Source organism: Turneriella parva DSM 21527 (assembly GCF_000266885.1).
GTDB classification, from domain to species: domain Bacteria; phylum Spirochaetota; class Leptospiria; order Turneriellales; family Turneriellaceae; genus Turneriella; species Turneriella parva.
Genome location: NC_018020.1, coordinates 4,109,658 through 4,124,114, shown reverse-complemented (window position 1 = coordinate 4,124,114; position 14,457 = coordinate 4,109,658). Strand labels below are relative to the sequence as shown.

The window sequence follows — 14,457 nt, the reverse complement described above, 5'->3', positions numbered from 1 at the left end:
GGTTTCGATTCATTCGATGCAGATATTTGGCGAACGTATACAGAGGGTTCAGGGCAAGATGCTGCCGGGGTCTTTGCTCGTGATACCTGCGGCGCCGCACGCGATACGCAACCGCGACACGCACTACAGCTACCGCGGTTATTCAGACACACTCTACCTGACCGGCGTTAACGAAGAAGAACTGGGTCTCATCGTCACAAACGAGAATCTGTACGTGTTTGCGCAAACCCGTGATGCGGAGCGCGAACGTTGGGTCGGCAAGGTCTGTGGCCATGAGTTTTTTCTGCAGCGCTTTTCAGGGCATAGATTCAAGACCGAAGTTTTCGAGGCAAAGCAGTTCGAACGGCAGTTTGCCGAACTGGCGAAAGGGCGCGACATACTTTATTACGACTTTGGCCTGCAGAGCGACCTCGAGCGACGCCTGCTGGCTGTCTTGCACGAAATGGCGCTCTATTCGCGGCGTGGGCAGAAAGGCCCGAGGCAGATCATCAGGGCTTCAGAAATTTTGCACGAGTTGCGGCTCAAGAAAGACTCGCACGACCTTGAGATGATGCGGCGGGCTGCGGCGATTTCTGCCGCGGCTCACAATAAGGCGGCCGATCACATCGTCGCGGCAGCGGGCAGCCTCAGCGAATATGAAATTAAAGCGCTCATCGAGCACGAGTTCATGGCGCGCGGCGCCGACCGGCTTGCATACCCTTCGATTGTCGCGGCAGGCGACAACGCTACAGTCCTGCATTACGAACGCACACAGGGTATTGCCCAGCCGGGTGATTTCGTGCTGATCGATGCCGGCGCCGAACTTGAAGGTTATGCATCTGACATCACACGCACCACGCCGACCGGTGGGTGGAAAAAAGCTTCGGGGCTCCATAAAGACCTGTACGATCTTGTACTCGCTGCGCAAAAGGCGGCGATTGCAGCCTCGAAGCCCGGTACGACGATTGAAGCTGTGCACACCGCCGCGCAGCATGTGCTGGCCCAGGGACTTCTGGCCATGGGCTTTTTCAAAAATGTTCCCGAACGAAAGAAGGCTGAAGGGGAAAGCGCTAAACTCGCAAACCCGGGCACCATGGCTGAAGTGCTTGAGGGTGAGTATCTGGCGCACTTTTATATGCACCGCACGTCACACTACCTCGGTCTCGATGTGCACGACGTAGGCGAATATTTTGCAGCAGGTGAGAGCCGGCCACTCGAACCAGGTATGGTGATTACAATCGAACCCGGATTGTATTTTCCTGCGGATTATGAATTTGTACGGCCCGAAGCACGCGGCATCGGCATTCGTATCGAAGACGATGTGCTCATTACCGAAGCCGGTAACGAAGTCTTGACGGCAGCATGCCGTTCATAGCGTAAGGTGACGTGAGGCTACTGCATCCGCATCGTCTATTGCCGGCACTTTTTTGGGTGGTGAGCCTCGCAGGTAACCTTTCAGCCACCACAGACGAGAAGGGCAACGCGGTACCAAAACCCTGGTACGCAGGTTTTGATCTCGGCTGGGCCGGGCACAACGAAGCGGGTCTCGATCGGTCGAAAGGCGAGTACGACGTCAGCTATAATACATTGGGGGGATATCTCAGCGGCCAGTATCATTTTCCTGAATTCTATCTGCACGGTGGCCTTGGCCTGCTGCGGCTCATGACCTTGAGGGTCAACAGCGTTGCCATGGCGATGGAGAACCGCACGCAGTGGCATGTGCCGGTATTTCTGCATGCCTATTACCGGGTAGATCCGGTTTTTGCATTCGGCGCAGGGCTTTCGCACCTGACAGAAACGACAATGTATCTGAATGGCACCGAGGTACCGAAATCTTCTTACAACCACGTCTTTGTCGATATTGCGATGCAGTTCTCGCCGAGGTTGACAAGCAGCGTGAAACTCGTATTCACACTCGTGTTCGGCGTCAATATGGTGCCGGGGCGGCAAAACGTCTACACGGTCACAGACCTGCTTCACGTGCGGGCGCAGCTGACCGCGGGCATGCAGTTCTTGCTGTTCTAGAAAAATGCGTACCGTTCTGCTCAGGCTCATCGCACTCAGCGTGCTTACCGTATTGCTGATATTTTTCTGGAACTCGCCGCTCTTAAAGCCTTTCAAACTCTTCGTTGTGTTCTTGCATGAGACTTCGCATGCGATCGCGACGATTGCGACGGGGGGCCGCCTAGCCGCGATCACTCTCGAGTGGGATGAATCAGGTGCCACGTATGCAGCGAGCGGCGAAGGAATCTTCTTTATTATCGCGATTTCTGGTTACATCGGAAGTATTCTCTGGGGTTACCTGATGCTGCGTGCTTCGCTTACCGGTCGCTGGGTACGCACGGTATCGCTCGTCGTCGGCCTGTGCGTCATCTTCTTTGGTTTTTTTCCCGATGGCGCGCCTGCGAAGAATTCGGCCTTTTTCAACGCCCGCTATATTATCAGCGGCGTTTGGGGGCTGACGCTCACGATCAGCGCCTTTATTCTGCCGCGCTTCAACCATTTTTTGCTCTTTTTTCTCGGGGGCGCGACTGCGCTCTATTCGCTCTATGACCTGAACGATTTTGTGCACGGCGATGTCATGCGTACCGACGCGGGTATTCTCGCTCACTACCTGCTTGGTAAATCGGCGCTGGTCAAACCCCTGGCTTTTGTCATAGCCGGATTCATAAGCGCCATATCGATCTACGTCTTTTTGAAACTTGTGCGCAGTGCATTCGAAACCGAACCGCAGAATGAACCAGTCGACCTCGCCGCCTGGCAGGCCGAGAACCCCGATGTCGAGATCACGCCCGATATGCTCGAGTGGCTGAAATCGCAGTCGCGCAGGCCAGACCAATGAGTTTTTAAGCTGTACGCCCCGACTTTGCGTGGCAGCCTAATGCATGCGTGTCTCTACCGGCATTCAGGGCGAACTCGATCTCATCAACCAGATTTTTAACGATGAAACCACGAGCGAAGAACGCGTGCTCGAAGCCGCGGCCTCGCTTTACAAATCAGGTGAAAAGAACATCTATGCGAGGCTGCTGCATGTCATGTGCCACCTGCGCCTCGCGCCCGCCGAAGCCAAAAAAACCTGGGAAGCGATTATCAGCCACCGCGACAGCCTCGAGGGCAAACTCGGGCGACCGATGGGATTTCGCGTCGCCATGCTCGATTATTTCATTAACGAAAGCCGGGAACTCAAGAACCCGAAAGTGATCGAAATTCATGTCTATGCCGAGACCGCGAGGCAGGCTGCCGTCGATGAACTCACCGGTGTTTATAACCGGCGCTTTTTCGATTCAGCGATCGAGCGTGAAATCAAACAGGCCGCGCGGCGTAACCGCAACCTATCTCTGCTCATTCTCGACATCGATAATTTCAAAAAGATTAACGACACGCATGGCCACACGACGGGCGACGCGGTCATCTCGGCGCTCGGCAAACTGCTGAAAAAACAGATCCGTTCTGAAGACACCCCGTGCAGAATAGGGGGCGAAGAGTTTGCCGTGCTCTTACCCGAGACCGGTGTCGAGGGCGCAGAAATCGTTGCAGAAAAAATCAGGCACGAGTTTTCAAAATTAAAAATCGCTTCGACCGATCTCAGCCTCAGCGGAGGCCTTGCCACATTCTCGAGCGATGCAACCAACGCAAAAGACCTCATCGACCGCGCCGACCAGATGCTCTATTTCGCCAAGTATTCCGGTAAGAACCGTGTCATCAGTTATGCGAGCAATAAACGCCGGCACATTCGTTACCCCCTCGAATGGGAACTCGCGATCACGAAGACATCGGGCACCGCGGGCAAGTCACGCTCTCAAGACGTCTCGATCGAAGGCATCTCATTCGAACTCGACGAAACTACCGAACCGGGTGAACTCATGAGCCTGCATCTCAATATCAATTCTGAGCCGCTCGAGCTGCCGGTGCAGATCGTCTGGGTCGACAACAATGCGAAAGAGCGCCGGTTCAGGGCAGGGGCGAGGTTCATTCGCCTTACCGAAGAGCATCTTTCGAGCCTTAAAAAGAGGCTGCCCGCAAGCGCCAACCGCAACAACTAAGGGGGATATCCCCCTGACATGTTTTTTGCTTGAAGAACTCACCGGCCCGGTCGATAGTTAAACGAACCCCTTAGAGAGAAAATAATGCGCAAATTCTTGCATAAAACCGCCCTCAAGACAATCGGTCTGGCCCTCGCTTTTGCTGCGGCCGGCACGGCTGTTACTGCGGCAGCTCCCGACCAGGGGTTTGTCGAGAAGATTCTGCGCGAAAATCGCTACTTTATCGAATTTTCGAATGTCAATGTCTCGAATTTTGGGTCACCCGAAAATGAAAAGGCGCTCAAAGACGCCAACCAGCACAACTTTAACGCCAACCTCTACTACCTCGAGAGCAATTACGTCGACGCTTTCAAAGAAATTCGCCTCAGCCAGGAGATTCTGCTCGATCTGCTCTATGACGTCTTGCAGAAGCGTTATATCGAAGATGCACGGGCGCTGCTCGACCTGAATGCCCCGGTTATTATACAGTCTAAAGACAAAAAGTCGGCGCACTTTCTGCAGCTCGGCTACCGCGACGTCGAAGTGGCGCGGCAGTTTCGTGACATGGGTTACAACTATAACCGGTTTCTCTATTCGAGCAAAATTCGCTATTATATCGACGGCATCAAGCGCGCACGCCGCGCGAAACGTTTCGCCTTTCTTTCTCTGATCGAAAGCAAAACGCCGATCGAAGACAAAGCCGAGTACACCACCCAAACCTGGGATGACGCAATCAACAAAGACGACCGTGAGAAGATACGTGATTACGAGCGGGTCAAGAACAGCATGGTCAACCAGATGAACCGCAAACTCTATACCGATGGCATGAACTTCTTTCTGCACCACGACGACAACTATGGCCTCATTTCAGGGCAGAAGAAGTCGCTGCTGAAAGATGCGTTCAAAGAGCTGCAGACCAAACGGCCTGAGAAAAAAGCACTGGTACCCGATTATCCGAAAAAAGACCAACCCGAGCCGGCAAAGCCAGAAAACAAGAAACCCGCTGAGCCGGCGAAAAAATAATCTTTCCGATGGTTACAGGCGCGCGTGCACACCTCAGAGCCGCAGCGATTCTGCTCTTCTGCACCGCGGCCTCGCTCTTTGCCGCACCTCTCGACCTGCAAAAGATTCGCCTGAAAGGCGCACAGAATATTAAAGATCTGCGCTATTTTCAGGAGACCGGGCTCATTTCTGCACGGCAGACCGCCATCGAAATGCAGATCGAAAACTACGAGCGCAGCCTGACACAATTTGCCGAAGCAAAACAGACAGACCGAAACACCGCACTCAAAGCTATTCAGGCAAACTACGAAAAGTTTGCCCCTGAATTCAAGGCCATCGCTGACATTTACCGCGATCTGGCTTTGCGGCACAAAAACGCCATAAATGAAAAAAACAGCGAGACCATCAGTGAAACTGCGGTGCGCGAAAAAGTTGTTGCGACGGTTGAAGTCGCGAAACAAGACGAGACGCGGGCACTCGCTGCTTACACGAACCGCAACTATAACTACAGCGCGCATCTTTACTGGCGTTCGCTGCGGCATTACGCGAAAGTTTTTACCTTGCGCAAATGGCAGCCGCTGGTGCAGATAGCCGAAAAGCCCAAAGCGAATAAAAAACCTGCCGCCCGCTGACAGCGCCTCTAAAGCTAAGGCGTCGTGGGGGGCGTTGCGCTCTTTACCGTTACGGGTTCAACGACCGGCGCAGCCATTGTACCGCGCACGTTAAATTCGAGGCGGCCGTCGTCTTGCAGAACGTTGGCGAATTTGAGCAGGGTGCGCAGGTCTTTATCCTGATATTTTTCGAAGAATTCGTTTGTGGGTTTCAGAATAATGTTCAGGCTGAGCTCAGTCTGCGTGCCCATGGAAACCGAGCCCCTGATCTGCGCGTTGATCAGGCGCCCCATCGCTTCACCCTGGTCGATCTTGAGGACATTCTGCTGCGCAGTGGCTTTGAGTGTAACCTTCAGAAACGGTATTACAATTTCTTCTTTCAGAAACTTATTCTCTTTGTAGGTTACCTGTGCAGATTCGGCTTCGATTTGAAACGAGCCATTGAGTGTTTTCTGCGTGCCGCCCGATTTCGTTTGTTCGAGAGCCGAGGTAATTTCGAGTGAATCAATTTTGAGACCGAAATCCCCCTTTGCAAAAGAAAAGATTACGGCTTCGGCATGCGCGTCGTATTTATCGCCGAGCAGAATGCCGAGCGTGCTGATTTTACCTTTTGCTTCGGCAATTTTGAGCGCCGCCTGCTTATCGGTTTCGTTGCCAAACGGAATCTTGATGCTTTCGGCCCTAAAGCGGCCAAAGACCGAAAGCGACAGGTCGGCGATATCGACATGCACGCCCGATGCGCCCAGCTGGCGCAGCGCGAGCATCGCATAGGCCTCAAGCGGCGCAAAAATCAAGAGGCCAATAAGAAACGCGGCGACGCCTGCAGCGTAAGGCGACGCTTTCTTGAGCGTCGCCTGCCAGGTGCGCTCGACCTGCGGGGGCGTGGCGGGGACCAGTTCTTCGCTGTTTTCTGGCTCTGTCATTGTTTTCTTTGAAACCCTGAAATCTGCACGGTGAAGTCGTAGATACCTGGTTTTTTCAGCACCGGCCGGTAGCTGAAATTTTCGACTTTGTAAAGTGTCTGCGTGCTCTGCTCAATCTGCCTGATAAAATCGAGCACCTGGTTCGCCGAACTTTCTCTGATCGACACTTTCACTTCACGCTTGAGGTATTTATCCTGCACGATGGTGTCGGTGGGCGTGAGGCTGCCGACGCGCTCTCTGAGGCCGATAGTCTTCAGCATCGTTTCGATGCTCGAAAGCATGTTGTCGAGCTGCTGCGAATCGCCGGTTTTCATCGCCTGCAGAAGCTGGTACTGTCGGCCCAGATTTTCGATCTGCATCGTGTCGCGTTCGGCAGATTCTGATCTTTCGCTGAGGTCTGTCATATAGCGCGCGAACGAGCGGCCCGCAAAAAAGACGCCCAGAAACAGCATAAAGACACCGAGCAGCATCAGGTAAGTGCGCTCACGCGCGTTCAGGGTTTCCCAGAACTTTTTCATGTGCCTTCGGCCTTCTTGACTTTACAAAAGAGCGTAAACTTGATGCGGTTTTGCCCGCCGGGCCCCGGTGTGGAGTTCTCATTTTTTGATTCAACCGCCGTGAGCAAACTTGCACGCGCGAGTGAACGTTTAATATCTTCGAGCTTCGCAAAATCGGGCACGAGTCCATTGATCTCAACGCCGCGATCGCTGTAATAGAACGAAGTAATTTCGAGCCCCGCTTCGGTTGAAATATTCTGGTGCAACTGCACGAGAATTGCCGAGAGCCGCGGGGCTTTCAGAAAAACTTCAATGATTTCAGTCTTCTGCTTTTCTTTGCGCACGAGCTCGCCGGCATAACTCAGCGCAGAAAGATTTTCGGGAATCTGAGCTCCGGCAAAAAACTGCTGAAATACCTTTGTCTGCCGGTCTTCCCATTCTTTGAGTTCGCGGCCACGGCGCTTGAGGTCGATGAAAAACGAAGTGGCGAAGAGTAAAATGGCCGCTGCGACGATTGCGCCCACGATGCGCGATGCACCTGTCTGCGAGCTCACGACCCATTTTTTGAGATCGTCTTTGAGCAGCGTCATCTTGCCCGAGATAGTCTGCGAATAGGCGCCGCCCATGGTCACGAGGTGTTCGCGGTTGAGTAATGCCAGCGGCGTACGGTCGTAGGGAAAAGGCGACACTTCATGCCTGATGCTCGCAGCCAGGGCATTTTCAATCACCAATGCATTGTTAAGGTCAGAACTGAGCGCCACAGTAAGTTCATGCGGATTCAGCGCCTTAACCTCGGCGGTTTCTTCTTTGTCGCCCGTCGTCGCCTGGTCTTCCTGGTCGATCTGCAGGTTACGCAGTGAGACTTCGAGCTCGTGGCTGATGACTTGGGTAAATTCTTTGATTGAATCGCCGAGCGCCTTAAACTTGGGGCCGGTAATTTTGTAAGTCTTTTTGAAGGCATCAAGCTCGGCGCTGTCTTCGAGCGAAGAGGGCAGCGCCATGAGCAGGCGGTGCGTTTCGGTAACGTCGCTCTTGAGTTTTGCTTTGAGTTTCGCGATCAGCCAGTCATAACCTACCGGCATAACGCGTGCGAAACGCCATTCGCCGCCCAGCACGATGACAATGATCGAAACCAGTCTCGAGACGTGCAGCATGATGCACGACTCAAGACCCGTGAAGGGGTGCAGCCGAAAAAGCGCATCGTGAGGCGTGTAGATGCCGAGCACTGTGATATCGCGCTGCCTGAATTCGTCGAGAAAACGGATCAATACGTCTTTGCGCGAACCTGCAACAATCGCCCGGGTGCTCTGCGTGACGCTATTGGTCGTCAGGTAGCTGTCGTAGACAACTTCTGCGAGATCGCTCGGTATCAGCGGCTCAAGCTCAAACGGCATGACCTCGCGTACCTTGCGGCGGTCGGCAAACGGAAACGTCAGCTCCCGGGTGAAGAGGCTTTCGTAGGGCACATTAAAATGCACGCCGATCGCGCCCGGGTAGCGCTCAGCCACAAAGGCTGCGGCCTGCGCCGCAATGCTTTGCTGCGGGTCGAGCAGCATAGTTTCGGCCTGAAAAAACGAGCGCCCGGCGATGCCGCTGCGAAAAGCGAGACCTTTTATCTCGTAATTATTGATCTCGATGACAACGGGCGTGCGTGCCATGACTATATTTTCGGCATTTGAGAGCCGCAACCTGTGTTTTCAGGGCTCGGAGAGTCAAAATAGGGTAAAATACCGGGTTTCATTCTGAATAGAACACGAGCCTTTTGGCATTCGGGTCGAGTACGCCCATAACCTGCGCAACTTGCGATTCGAGAGATGCATCGGCAACAATCTTATAGAGTTGGTTCTGAATCGTTACCCGAATCGCCAGCTCTTTATAGAGATTGAGCCCCCCCGTCGTCGGTATCTGCAGCTCGGGTATAGTCGCCAGTTCATCGATACTTTTGATTCGCCCGTTACGCTTGATGCGCTCCATAATGATTTTGCGTGCTGCGGCCGGGGTCATAAATTCAGACATTGCCAGTAAGACATGGTAGGGCGCCGAATTGATGTTGATGAGATCGGTGGATGTATCAGCGTTATAGACCAGGTACGTGGTGATATTATTCGCGAGAATATAGTCTTCGGGTGTCACGGCTGCTTTTTCGAGATCGCTGAGCCCGCTGGTCGAAAAGTTCTTTCGCCGGTCGAGAGATCTCAGGTCGTCATAGAGCAGGCGTTGGTCAAACCCCGGCACAAACAGCAACTCTTCGAGCGACTGCATGCGGCCGTTCTTGATGCGCCGCGGTGGCTGCAGGCGTTCGTATTCGTCGCGTTCTGCCCCGCGCGCCATGGGCGTATTGTTCTCGTCGATATAGTCGACGACCGCATGCCACAGATCGACGGGAATACCGAGCGCAATCGAAAGGCGCTGAAAATACTCGAGATGCTTCTCATCGGTCTGGTCTTCGAACATGCGCACGAGACGATTGACGTTGAGCTTGCCACTCTCTTCGCTGAGCGAGAGCGTAACCGTGCCCCCGCCGAGCGGTATTGTCGGGGCAATGGTGAAGATGCCGAACTCATAGAGTGAATCGAGCGGAATTCGCGTCAGCAGCAACGTGCCCGTTTCAAGACCGCTCTGCGCGAGCTGCAGCGCCCGTTCGCGCTGCCCGGTTGTTGAAACGGCGCGAAATTCGTTGAGCGCAAAACGCACGAAGACGAGCGCGACAGAAATCGTCAGCGTCAGCATCAGGGTTGCGGTAATCAGAATAATCGCGCCGCGGCGCCTCAAAAGCAGACGCCGTTTGCGGATTGATTTTTGTGCGGCTTGCATAACCCTATTCGGCGATATAGGTTTCGATGCGCGACTTCTGCGCCGGTTTCGGTATGCAGCCAAAAGCCGAGTAATAGAGCGCGAGCCTGATCTCTTCGTAAATGTAGGGGGCCACCGCAGCTTTCATATGGCGTGCGAGTTCAACGGTAATGATGGGTACCTTCTTTTCACGCATGTAGGTGCCGAGCGAACCGGGTGTCGGGTAACCCACTCCCGTGCCGAGCGGGTAATCAGAGAGCAATGAAAATGGCCGCGCAAACGATTCGTCTTCAGGGTAATAGAGCACCACCCGAAACGGCTGGTGAATATTATACATCGAATATGCGGGGTATTTTTCCATCAGTTTCATGAACGCGGCCGTTTCAGAGGCACGCGGTGCATCTTCGTGGCCGTCTGAACTCGGGAAATCCCGGTTGAGGTCGATATTCGAAGCATTCAGCCGGTGGTACCGCTTATAACCGTCGGGGTTATAGTTGGGTATCACGATAATTCGGCGGCGATTTCTAAAATCATTGCTGAGCGTCGCGAGTTCGCGCACAAAATACTCGAGCACAATTTTTGTATTGCGTTCGTCACCGTGCTGTGCGCCGATAACATAAACGTTTCGCGCCTTGTCGCTGAGCGATTTTGCGGGTTCGACAATGTGTGCGATGAGCGCGCGGCCTTTGCCCGAAGTGCCATAGCGCAGCTTTCTGACACGAATTTTGTCGTCGTGATCGGGGTCTTCAACCGAACATGTCAGACGCTGCACGTATTTTGCATAGTCGCCGGCTGACAAATAGGGTTTAGCGGCGCCGACCGCAATAGTCACGCCTAATACCAAAACGCACGAGATGCTACGAATCACTTGCGTACACCCGCGACGGCGCCGCATCTCGTCAACGGCAAAAGCCCGCCTTTAGCGCAGCGAAAGCGCGAGGTCTTTCATGATGTTTTTCTGCATCGCCTCGTTGGTGCCGCCGCCGATCGATAGCAGAATCGCATCGCGTAATAGTTTTTCAACCGGGTATTCGCGCGTATAACCATAGCCGCCCAAGACCTGAATCGCCGCGCGCGCCACGTACTCTGCCATCTGTGTCGCACTGAGTTTCGCCGCCGCAGCCGAAAGTGATTCGCGCGAATTCGGATTCACCCTGAGCGCAGTTTCGTAAACGAATGCGCGGCTGGCACGGTAGCGTGCATATGACTCGGCGATCAGCTGCTGAATCTGCCCAAATTCTGAAAGTTTTTTGCCGAAGGCGCTGCGGTCGACGACCGCGTAACGCACCATTTCATCGAGAGCCCGCCGCGCAATGCCCAAAGACATCGCTGCAAGCGTCAGGCGCTCAATTTCAAGATTGCGCATCATGTGCGTGAGTGCGCCGTGTTCGGCGCCTATCAGGTTTTCGGTCGGTACCTCGACGTCTTCGAAGACCAGCTGGCAGGTCGGCGATTGTTTCATGCCGAGTTTAATCTCTTTTTTGCCGACGCTGAAACCCTTGAAATTCTTATCGACGAGAAAGCTGCTGAGAGCCTGGCGGTTATTCTTGTCGGTTTTCGCGTAGACGAGAAAGTAGCTGCCGCAGTTGCCGTTGGTTATCCACTGTTTGGTGCCGTTCAGAATATAGCGATCGCCCTTGCGCTCGGCAAAGGTCGTCATGCCGAGCACGTCGGTGCCCGCGCCGGGTTCAGACATCGCCATGCCTGCGATCGCGGTGCCATCGAGCACCGGGGGAATATACTTTTCGCGTATCTTCGCGTCGGCCGAGTGGTAGAGGTTGTTCACGAACAGCACTTCGTGCGCGAGGTAGCTCAGGGTAAACGCTGCATCGCTGTAACTCAGCTCTTCGTGTACGATGACCGATGCCGTCGCGTCGAGGCCATGACCGCCGGCTTCGGCGGGTATCGTGATGCCGTAGAGGCTGTATTCGCTGCCGAGTTTTCTGAGCAGCGATTCGTTTAGAATCTCCTTCTCGTCGTATTCTTTGACCTGTGGTTCTATGACGCCTTTCGCCAGATCATGCGTCAGCTCTCTCAGCGCCTTATGGTCATCGGTCGGATTAAAAATGTCGAACATAACTTACCTCTTAGCGGGCGGCTCAAGGCCGCCCCGACAGGGCCGCCTTTAGTCGCCTACACTTGCGGTATTTTGTTCAAACTCCGATGCCTTGAAAAGTGTAATGAGCACGGCCGGGGCAATCACGAAGTCGGCGACCAGCGCGAGGGCAATAATAATCGAGCTCAGCATGCCCATGTTCGCGTTAATGAGAAAGCCGCTGAACATAAGAATACCAAAACCCAGCACAAGAATCACCGAAGTGATAATGAGGGCGCCACCGGTTTCCCTGAAGGTATGCAGAATTGCCTGTTTGGTGTCATGCAGGTGGTGAAACGCGCGCAGAAATTTTGCGAGAAAGTGAATCGTGTCGTCGACAGCGATACCGAGCGTCACCATCGCTACGACTGCAATACTCAGATCGACAGTGTAACCGATCAGCCCGAGCGCACCATAGACAAAGAGCACCGGCCAGACGTTGGGTATCATCGACAAGAGGCCGAGCTTAACGCTGCGAAATGCAATCGTCATCGAGAGCGTGATGAGTGCAAGCGATAATACCATAGAGAGAATCATGCCGGGAATCGCCTGCGTCATGAGTAAGCCGAACATAATCGGAATGCCAATTGTGCGCGCCTTCATCTCGGGCATTTCTTTTTCGAGCCAGGCGTTGACCTCTTTCGCGAGGTCGACCTGCTTTTGCGAAGGCTGCGCGCGGCCGAAGGCGGTAATGCGGATCATCGAATCGTCGGCGTCGACGATGTTCGTGACATCTGACCCCTGCGGCAGATTGGTCTTATAGAGAAACATATATTGCGCAATCAGTTTACGCGTGTCAACGCCCGGTTTCGGTTCAGGTATTCTGTATTCAGCAGGATTTTCACCGTTCATGGTTTTGTTCATGCGCTTGATGATGTCGAGCACACTCGACACGTGCGTGAACTGAAACTCCGGCTTTGACATCAGGTAGTTATGGAATTTTTCGACTTTTTTCAGAAAGGCCGGGTCATAAACCTGCCCGGTACCAGACGAGCGAAAATTGAACTCAAAGGGCATGGTGCCGATGATATTCTGGTCGATATATTCTGAGGCAACGCGAAACTCTGATTTCTTGTCAAAGTAGGCCATGGTATTGTTATCGATCTTGATCGAGAACAAAAAGGCAACTGAGGCAACACAGGTGATAAGCCAGACGATCATGATCGCCCGTTTGCGCTCAAAGATAAAATCGACAAACTTCTCATAACCTTTTGTAGGCACGCCGTCGCTGAAATCGGCCTCAGACGATTTTGCCTGCTGTTTAAAGGGAATCACCGCAAGCAAAGCCGGCAGCGTCAGAATCGAGGCAAAGAATGCATAGACAGTGCCGGTACCGGCAAAAAGGCCGAGGTCACGAAATGGCGGCATCGACTGCGTCACCAAAGAATAGAAGCCGATTGCAGTTGTGACCGAAGTTAAAAGGCATGCCAGAAAGTTCTTATCGAGGGTGTCGAGAATTGCCTCGTCTCGCGTCATGCCATGGCGCATATTGCGCAAGAAAACAGCCATAATGTGTATCGAGTCGGCGATCGCAATCGCCACCATCAGCTGCATGGTATTTACCGACGCATTGTTCAAGGGGTAGTTGAAAATACCCATAAAGAGCAACATCGGGAAAAGTATCGAGGTAATAAGCACAACCATCGGCAGCAGCATGCCGAGAAACGAACGCAGTAGCGCAGTCATGGTGATGATGATGAAAAGAAACATGAGCGGCACGAGCGTCTTCTGGTCTTCTGCGGCAAATTCGATGAACGCATTGTTCAGCATCACCGAGCCGGCGAGCATCACCTGCAGATCGGGGTTCGCGTCGGTGTGCTTTTTCAGCACTTCAATCATCGATGCCTTGGCTTCGAGAAACGCCGACGGAAACTCAGGCGGCGCGACGATCTTGAGCGTGATCTGCGTCATGTCGAGTTTGGGCGAGATCATGAATTTGGTGAGCAGCGGGTCTTCGAGCAACAGCTTCTTTTTAGCTTCGAGCTTTTTGGCGTCGTAGGGCAGGTCTGACAAAAATTCGCTCACAACCAGGTCATCGCCTTTGGCCAGGGTAAAATTAAAATTGGCGAGACCGTCTACCCGGTTGGTATACGCCACTGTCCACATGTCTTGCGTGATCGCGCGCAGCGTCGTCAGGTTCTCATTGGTCCAGAGGTTGCCAGATTTCGCTTTCACGAGTACGATCGCCATGTCTTCGCGGTTATAGATTGCCTGGTGCTCGTCCATTGCCTTCAGGTTCGGGTCTGAGCTGTCGAACCAGACGCGGTAGTCGGCGTCAAAGAATGGCTTTTCGCCTTTGTAGCCTTCGATCCGCTTCGTCGGGTCGCTGCGCGTCTCGAGCATATATTTCACATGGTCGCCATAGCGTTTGCCGCGTGCCGCCATGCCGCCGATGACAATCAGCAGCAGCACGGCGTTGGCAATAATAATGTGCCACCGGTACTTGAGTACAAAGCGCCCGATTTTAAGTCCGGTTGTTTCTTTCTTTTTCATGGGTTATCCTTATTGAGTTATCTATTAGTCATGGTGAGCCTG

At 53.5% G+C, this 14,457-nt stretch carries 13 protein-coding genes; 6 read left to right on the top strand and 7 right to left on the bottom strand.

Annotated features, from left to right (window positions below):
- Positions 1-16: 16 nt before the first annotated feature.
- From TURPA_RS19835 to TURPA_RS19810, 6 genes are all read left to right on the top strand, one after another.
- On the top strand, positions 17-1,354 hold the full coding sequence (locus TURPA_RS19835; protein ID WP_014805054.1) for an aminopeptidase P N-terminal domain-containing protein: 1,338 nt from the start codon (positions 17-19) through the stop codon (positions 1,352-1,354).
- A gap of 11 nt (positions 1,355-1,365) precedes the next feature.
- Positions 1,366-2,004, top strand: a complete 639-nt coding sequence (locus tag TURPA_RS19830) for a hypothetical protein (protein WP_014805053.1) — start codon at positions 1,366-1,368, stop codon at positions 2,002-2,004.
- A 4-nt stretch (positions 2,005-2,008) separates the two neighbouring features.
- The gene (locus TURPA_RS19825) at positions 2,009-2,821 is read left to right on the top strand and encodes a M50 family metallopeptidase (protein WP_014805052.1); all 813 of its coding nucleotides are present in this window, start codon (positions 2,009-2,011) and stop codon (positions 2,819-2,821) included.
- 43 nt (positions 2,822-2,864) lie between these two features.
- Positions 2,865-4,022: a diguanylate cyclase gene (locus TURPA_RS19820; RefSeq protein ID WP_014805051.1), complete on the top strand. Its 1,158-nt coding sequence runs from the start codon at positions 2,865-2,867 to the stop codon at positions 4,020-4,022.
- Between the two features lie 84 nt (positions 4,023-4,106).
- Positions 4,107-5,024, top strand: a complete 918-nt coding sequence (locus TURPA_RS19815) for an adhesin OmpL37 family surface protein (protein WP_014805050.1) — start codon at positions 4,107-4,109, stop codon at positions 5,022-5,024.
- 8 nt (positions 5,025-5,032) lie between these two features.
- The gene (locus tag TURPA_RS19810) at positions 5,033-5,635 is read left to right on the top strand and encodes a hypothetical protein (RefSeq protein WP_014805049.1); all 603 of its coding nucleotides are present in this window, start codon (positions 5,033-5,035) and stop codon (positions 5,633-5,635) included.
- Between the two features lie 14 nt (positions 5,636-5,649).
- Here the strand turns inward: TURPA_RS19810 and TURPA_RS19805 are convergent, their stop codons facing one another.
- The 7 genes from TURPA_RS19805 to TURPA_RS19775 form a co-directional block, all read right to left on the bottom strand.
- Positions 5,650-6,537: a hypothetical protein gene (locus TURPA_RS19805; RefSeq protein ID WP_014805048.1), complete on the bottom strand. Its 888-nt coding sequence runs from the start codon at positions 6,535-6,537 to the stop codon at positions 5,650-5,652.
- Positions 6,534-7,055 (bottom strand): type II secretion system protein GspM, encoded by a 522-nt coding sequence (gspM, locus tag TURPA_RS19800; protein WP_014805047.1) that lies wholly within the window; start codon positions 7,053-7,055, stop codon positions 6,534-6,536. The genes TURPA_RS19805 and gspM overlap by 4 nt, the downstream gene beginning before the upstream one ends.
- Positions 7,052-8,692, bottom strand: a complete 1,641-nt coding sequence (locus TURPA_RS19795) for a type II secretion system protein L (RefSeq protein ID WP_014805046.1) — start codon at positions 8,690-8,692, stop codon at positions 7,052-7,054. The genes gspM and TURPA_RS19795 overlap by 4 nt, the downstream gene beginning before the upstream one ends.
- Before the next feature lie 79 nt (positions 8,693-8,771).
- Positions 8,772-9,848, bottom strand: coding sequence for a type II secretion system minor pseudopilin (locus tag TURPA_RS19790; RefSeq protein WP_014805045.1), 1,077 nt, complete (start codon positions 9,846-9,848; stop codon positions 8,772-8,774).
- 4 nt (positions 9,849-9,852) lie between these two features.
- Positions 9,853-10,695, bottom strand: a complete 843-nt coding sequence (locus TURPA_RS19785) for a M14 family zinc carboxypeptidase (RefSeq protein WP_041948725.1) — start codon at positions 10,693-10,695, stop codon at positions 9,853-9,855.
- Positions 10,696-10,746: 51 nt separating this feature from the next.
- Positions 10,747-11,904, bottom strand: coding sequence for an acyl-CoA dehydrogenase family protein (locus tag TURPA_RS19780; RefSeq protein ID WP_014805043.1), 1,158 nt, complete (start codon positions 11,902-11,904; stop codon positions 10,747-10,749).
- A gap of 48 nt (positions 11,905-11,952) precedes the next feature.
- The gene (locus tag TURPA_RS19775) at positions 11,953-14,415 is read right to left on the bottom strand and encodes an efflux RND transporter permease subunit (protein ID WP_014805042.1); all 2,463 of its coding nucleotides are present in this window, start codon (positions 14,413-14,415) and stop codon (positions 11,953-11,955) included.
- Between the last annotated feature and the right edge of the window lie 42 nt (positions 14,416-14,457).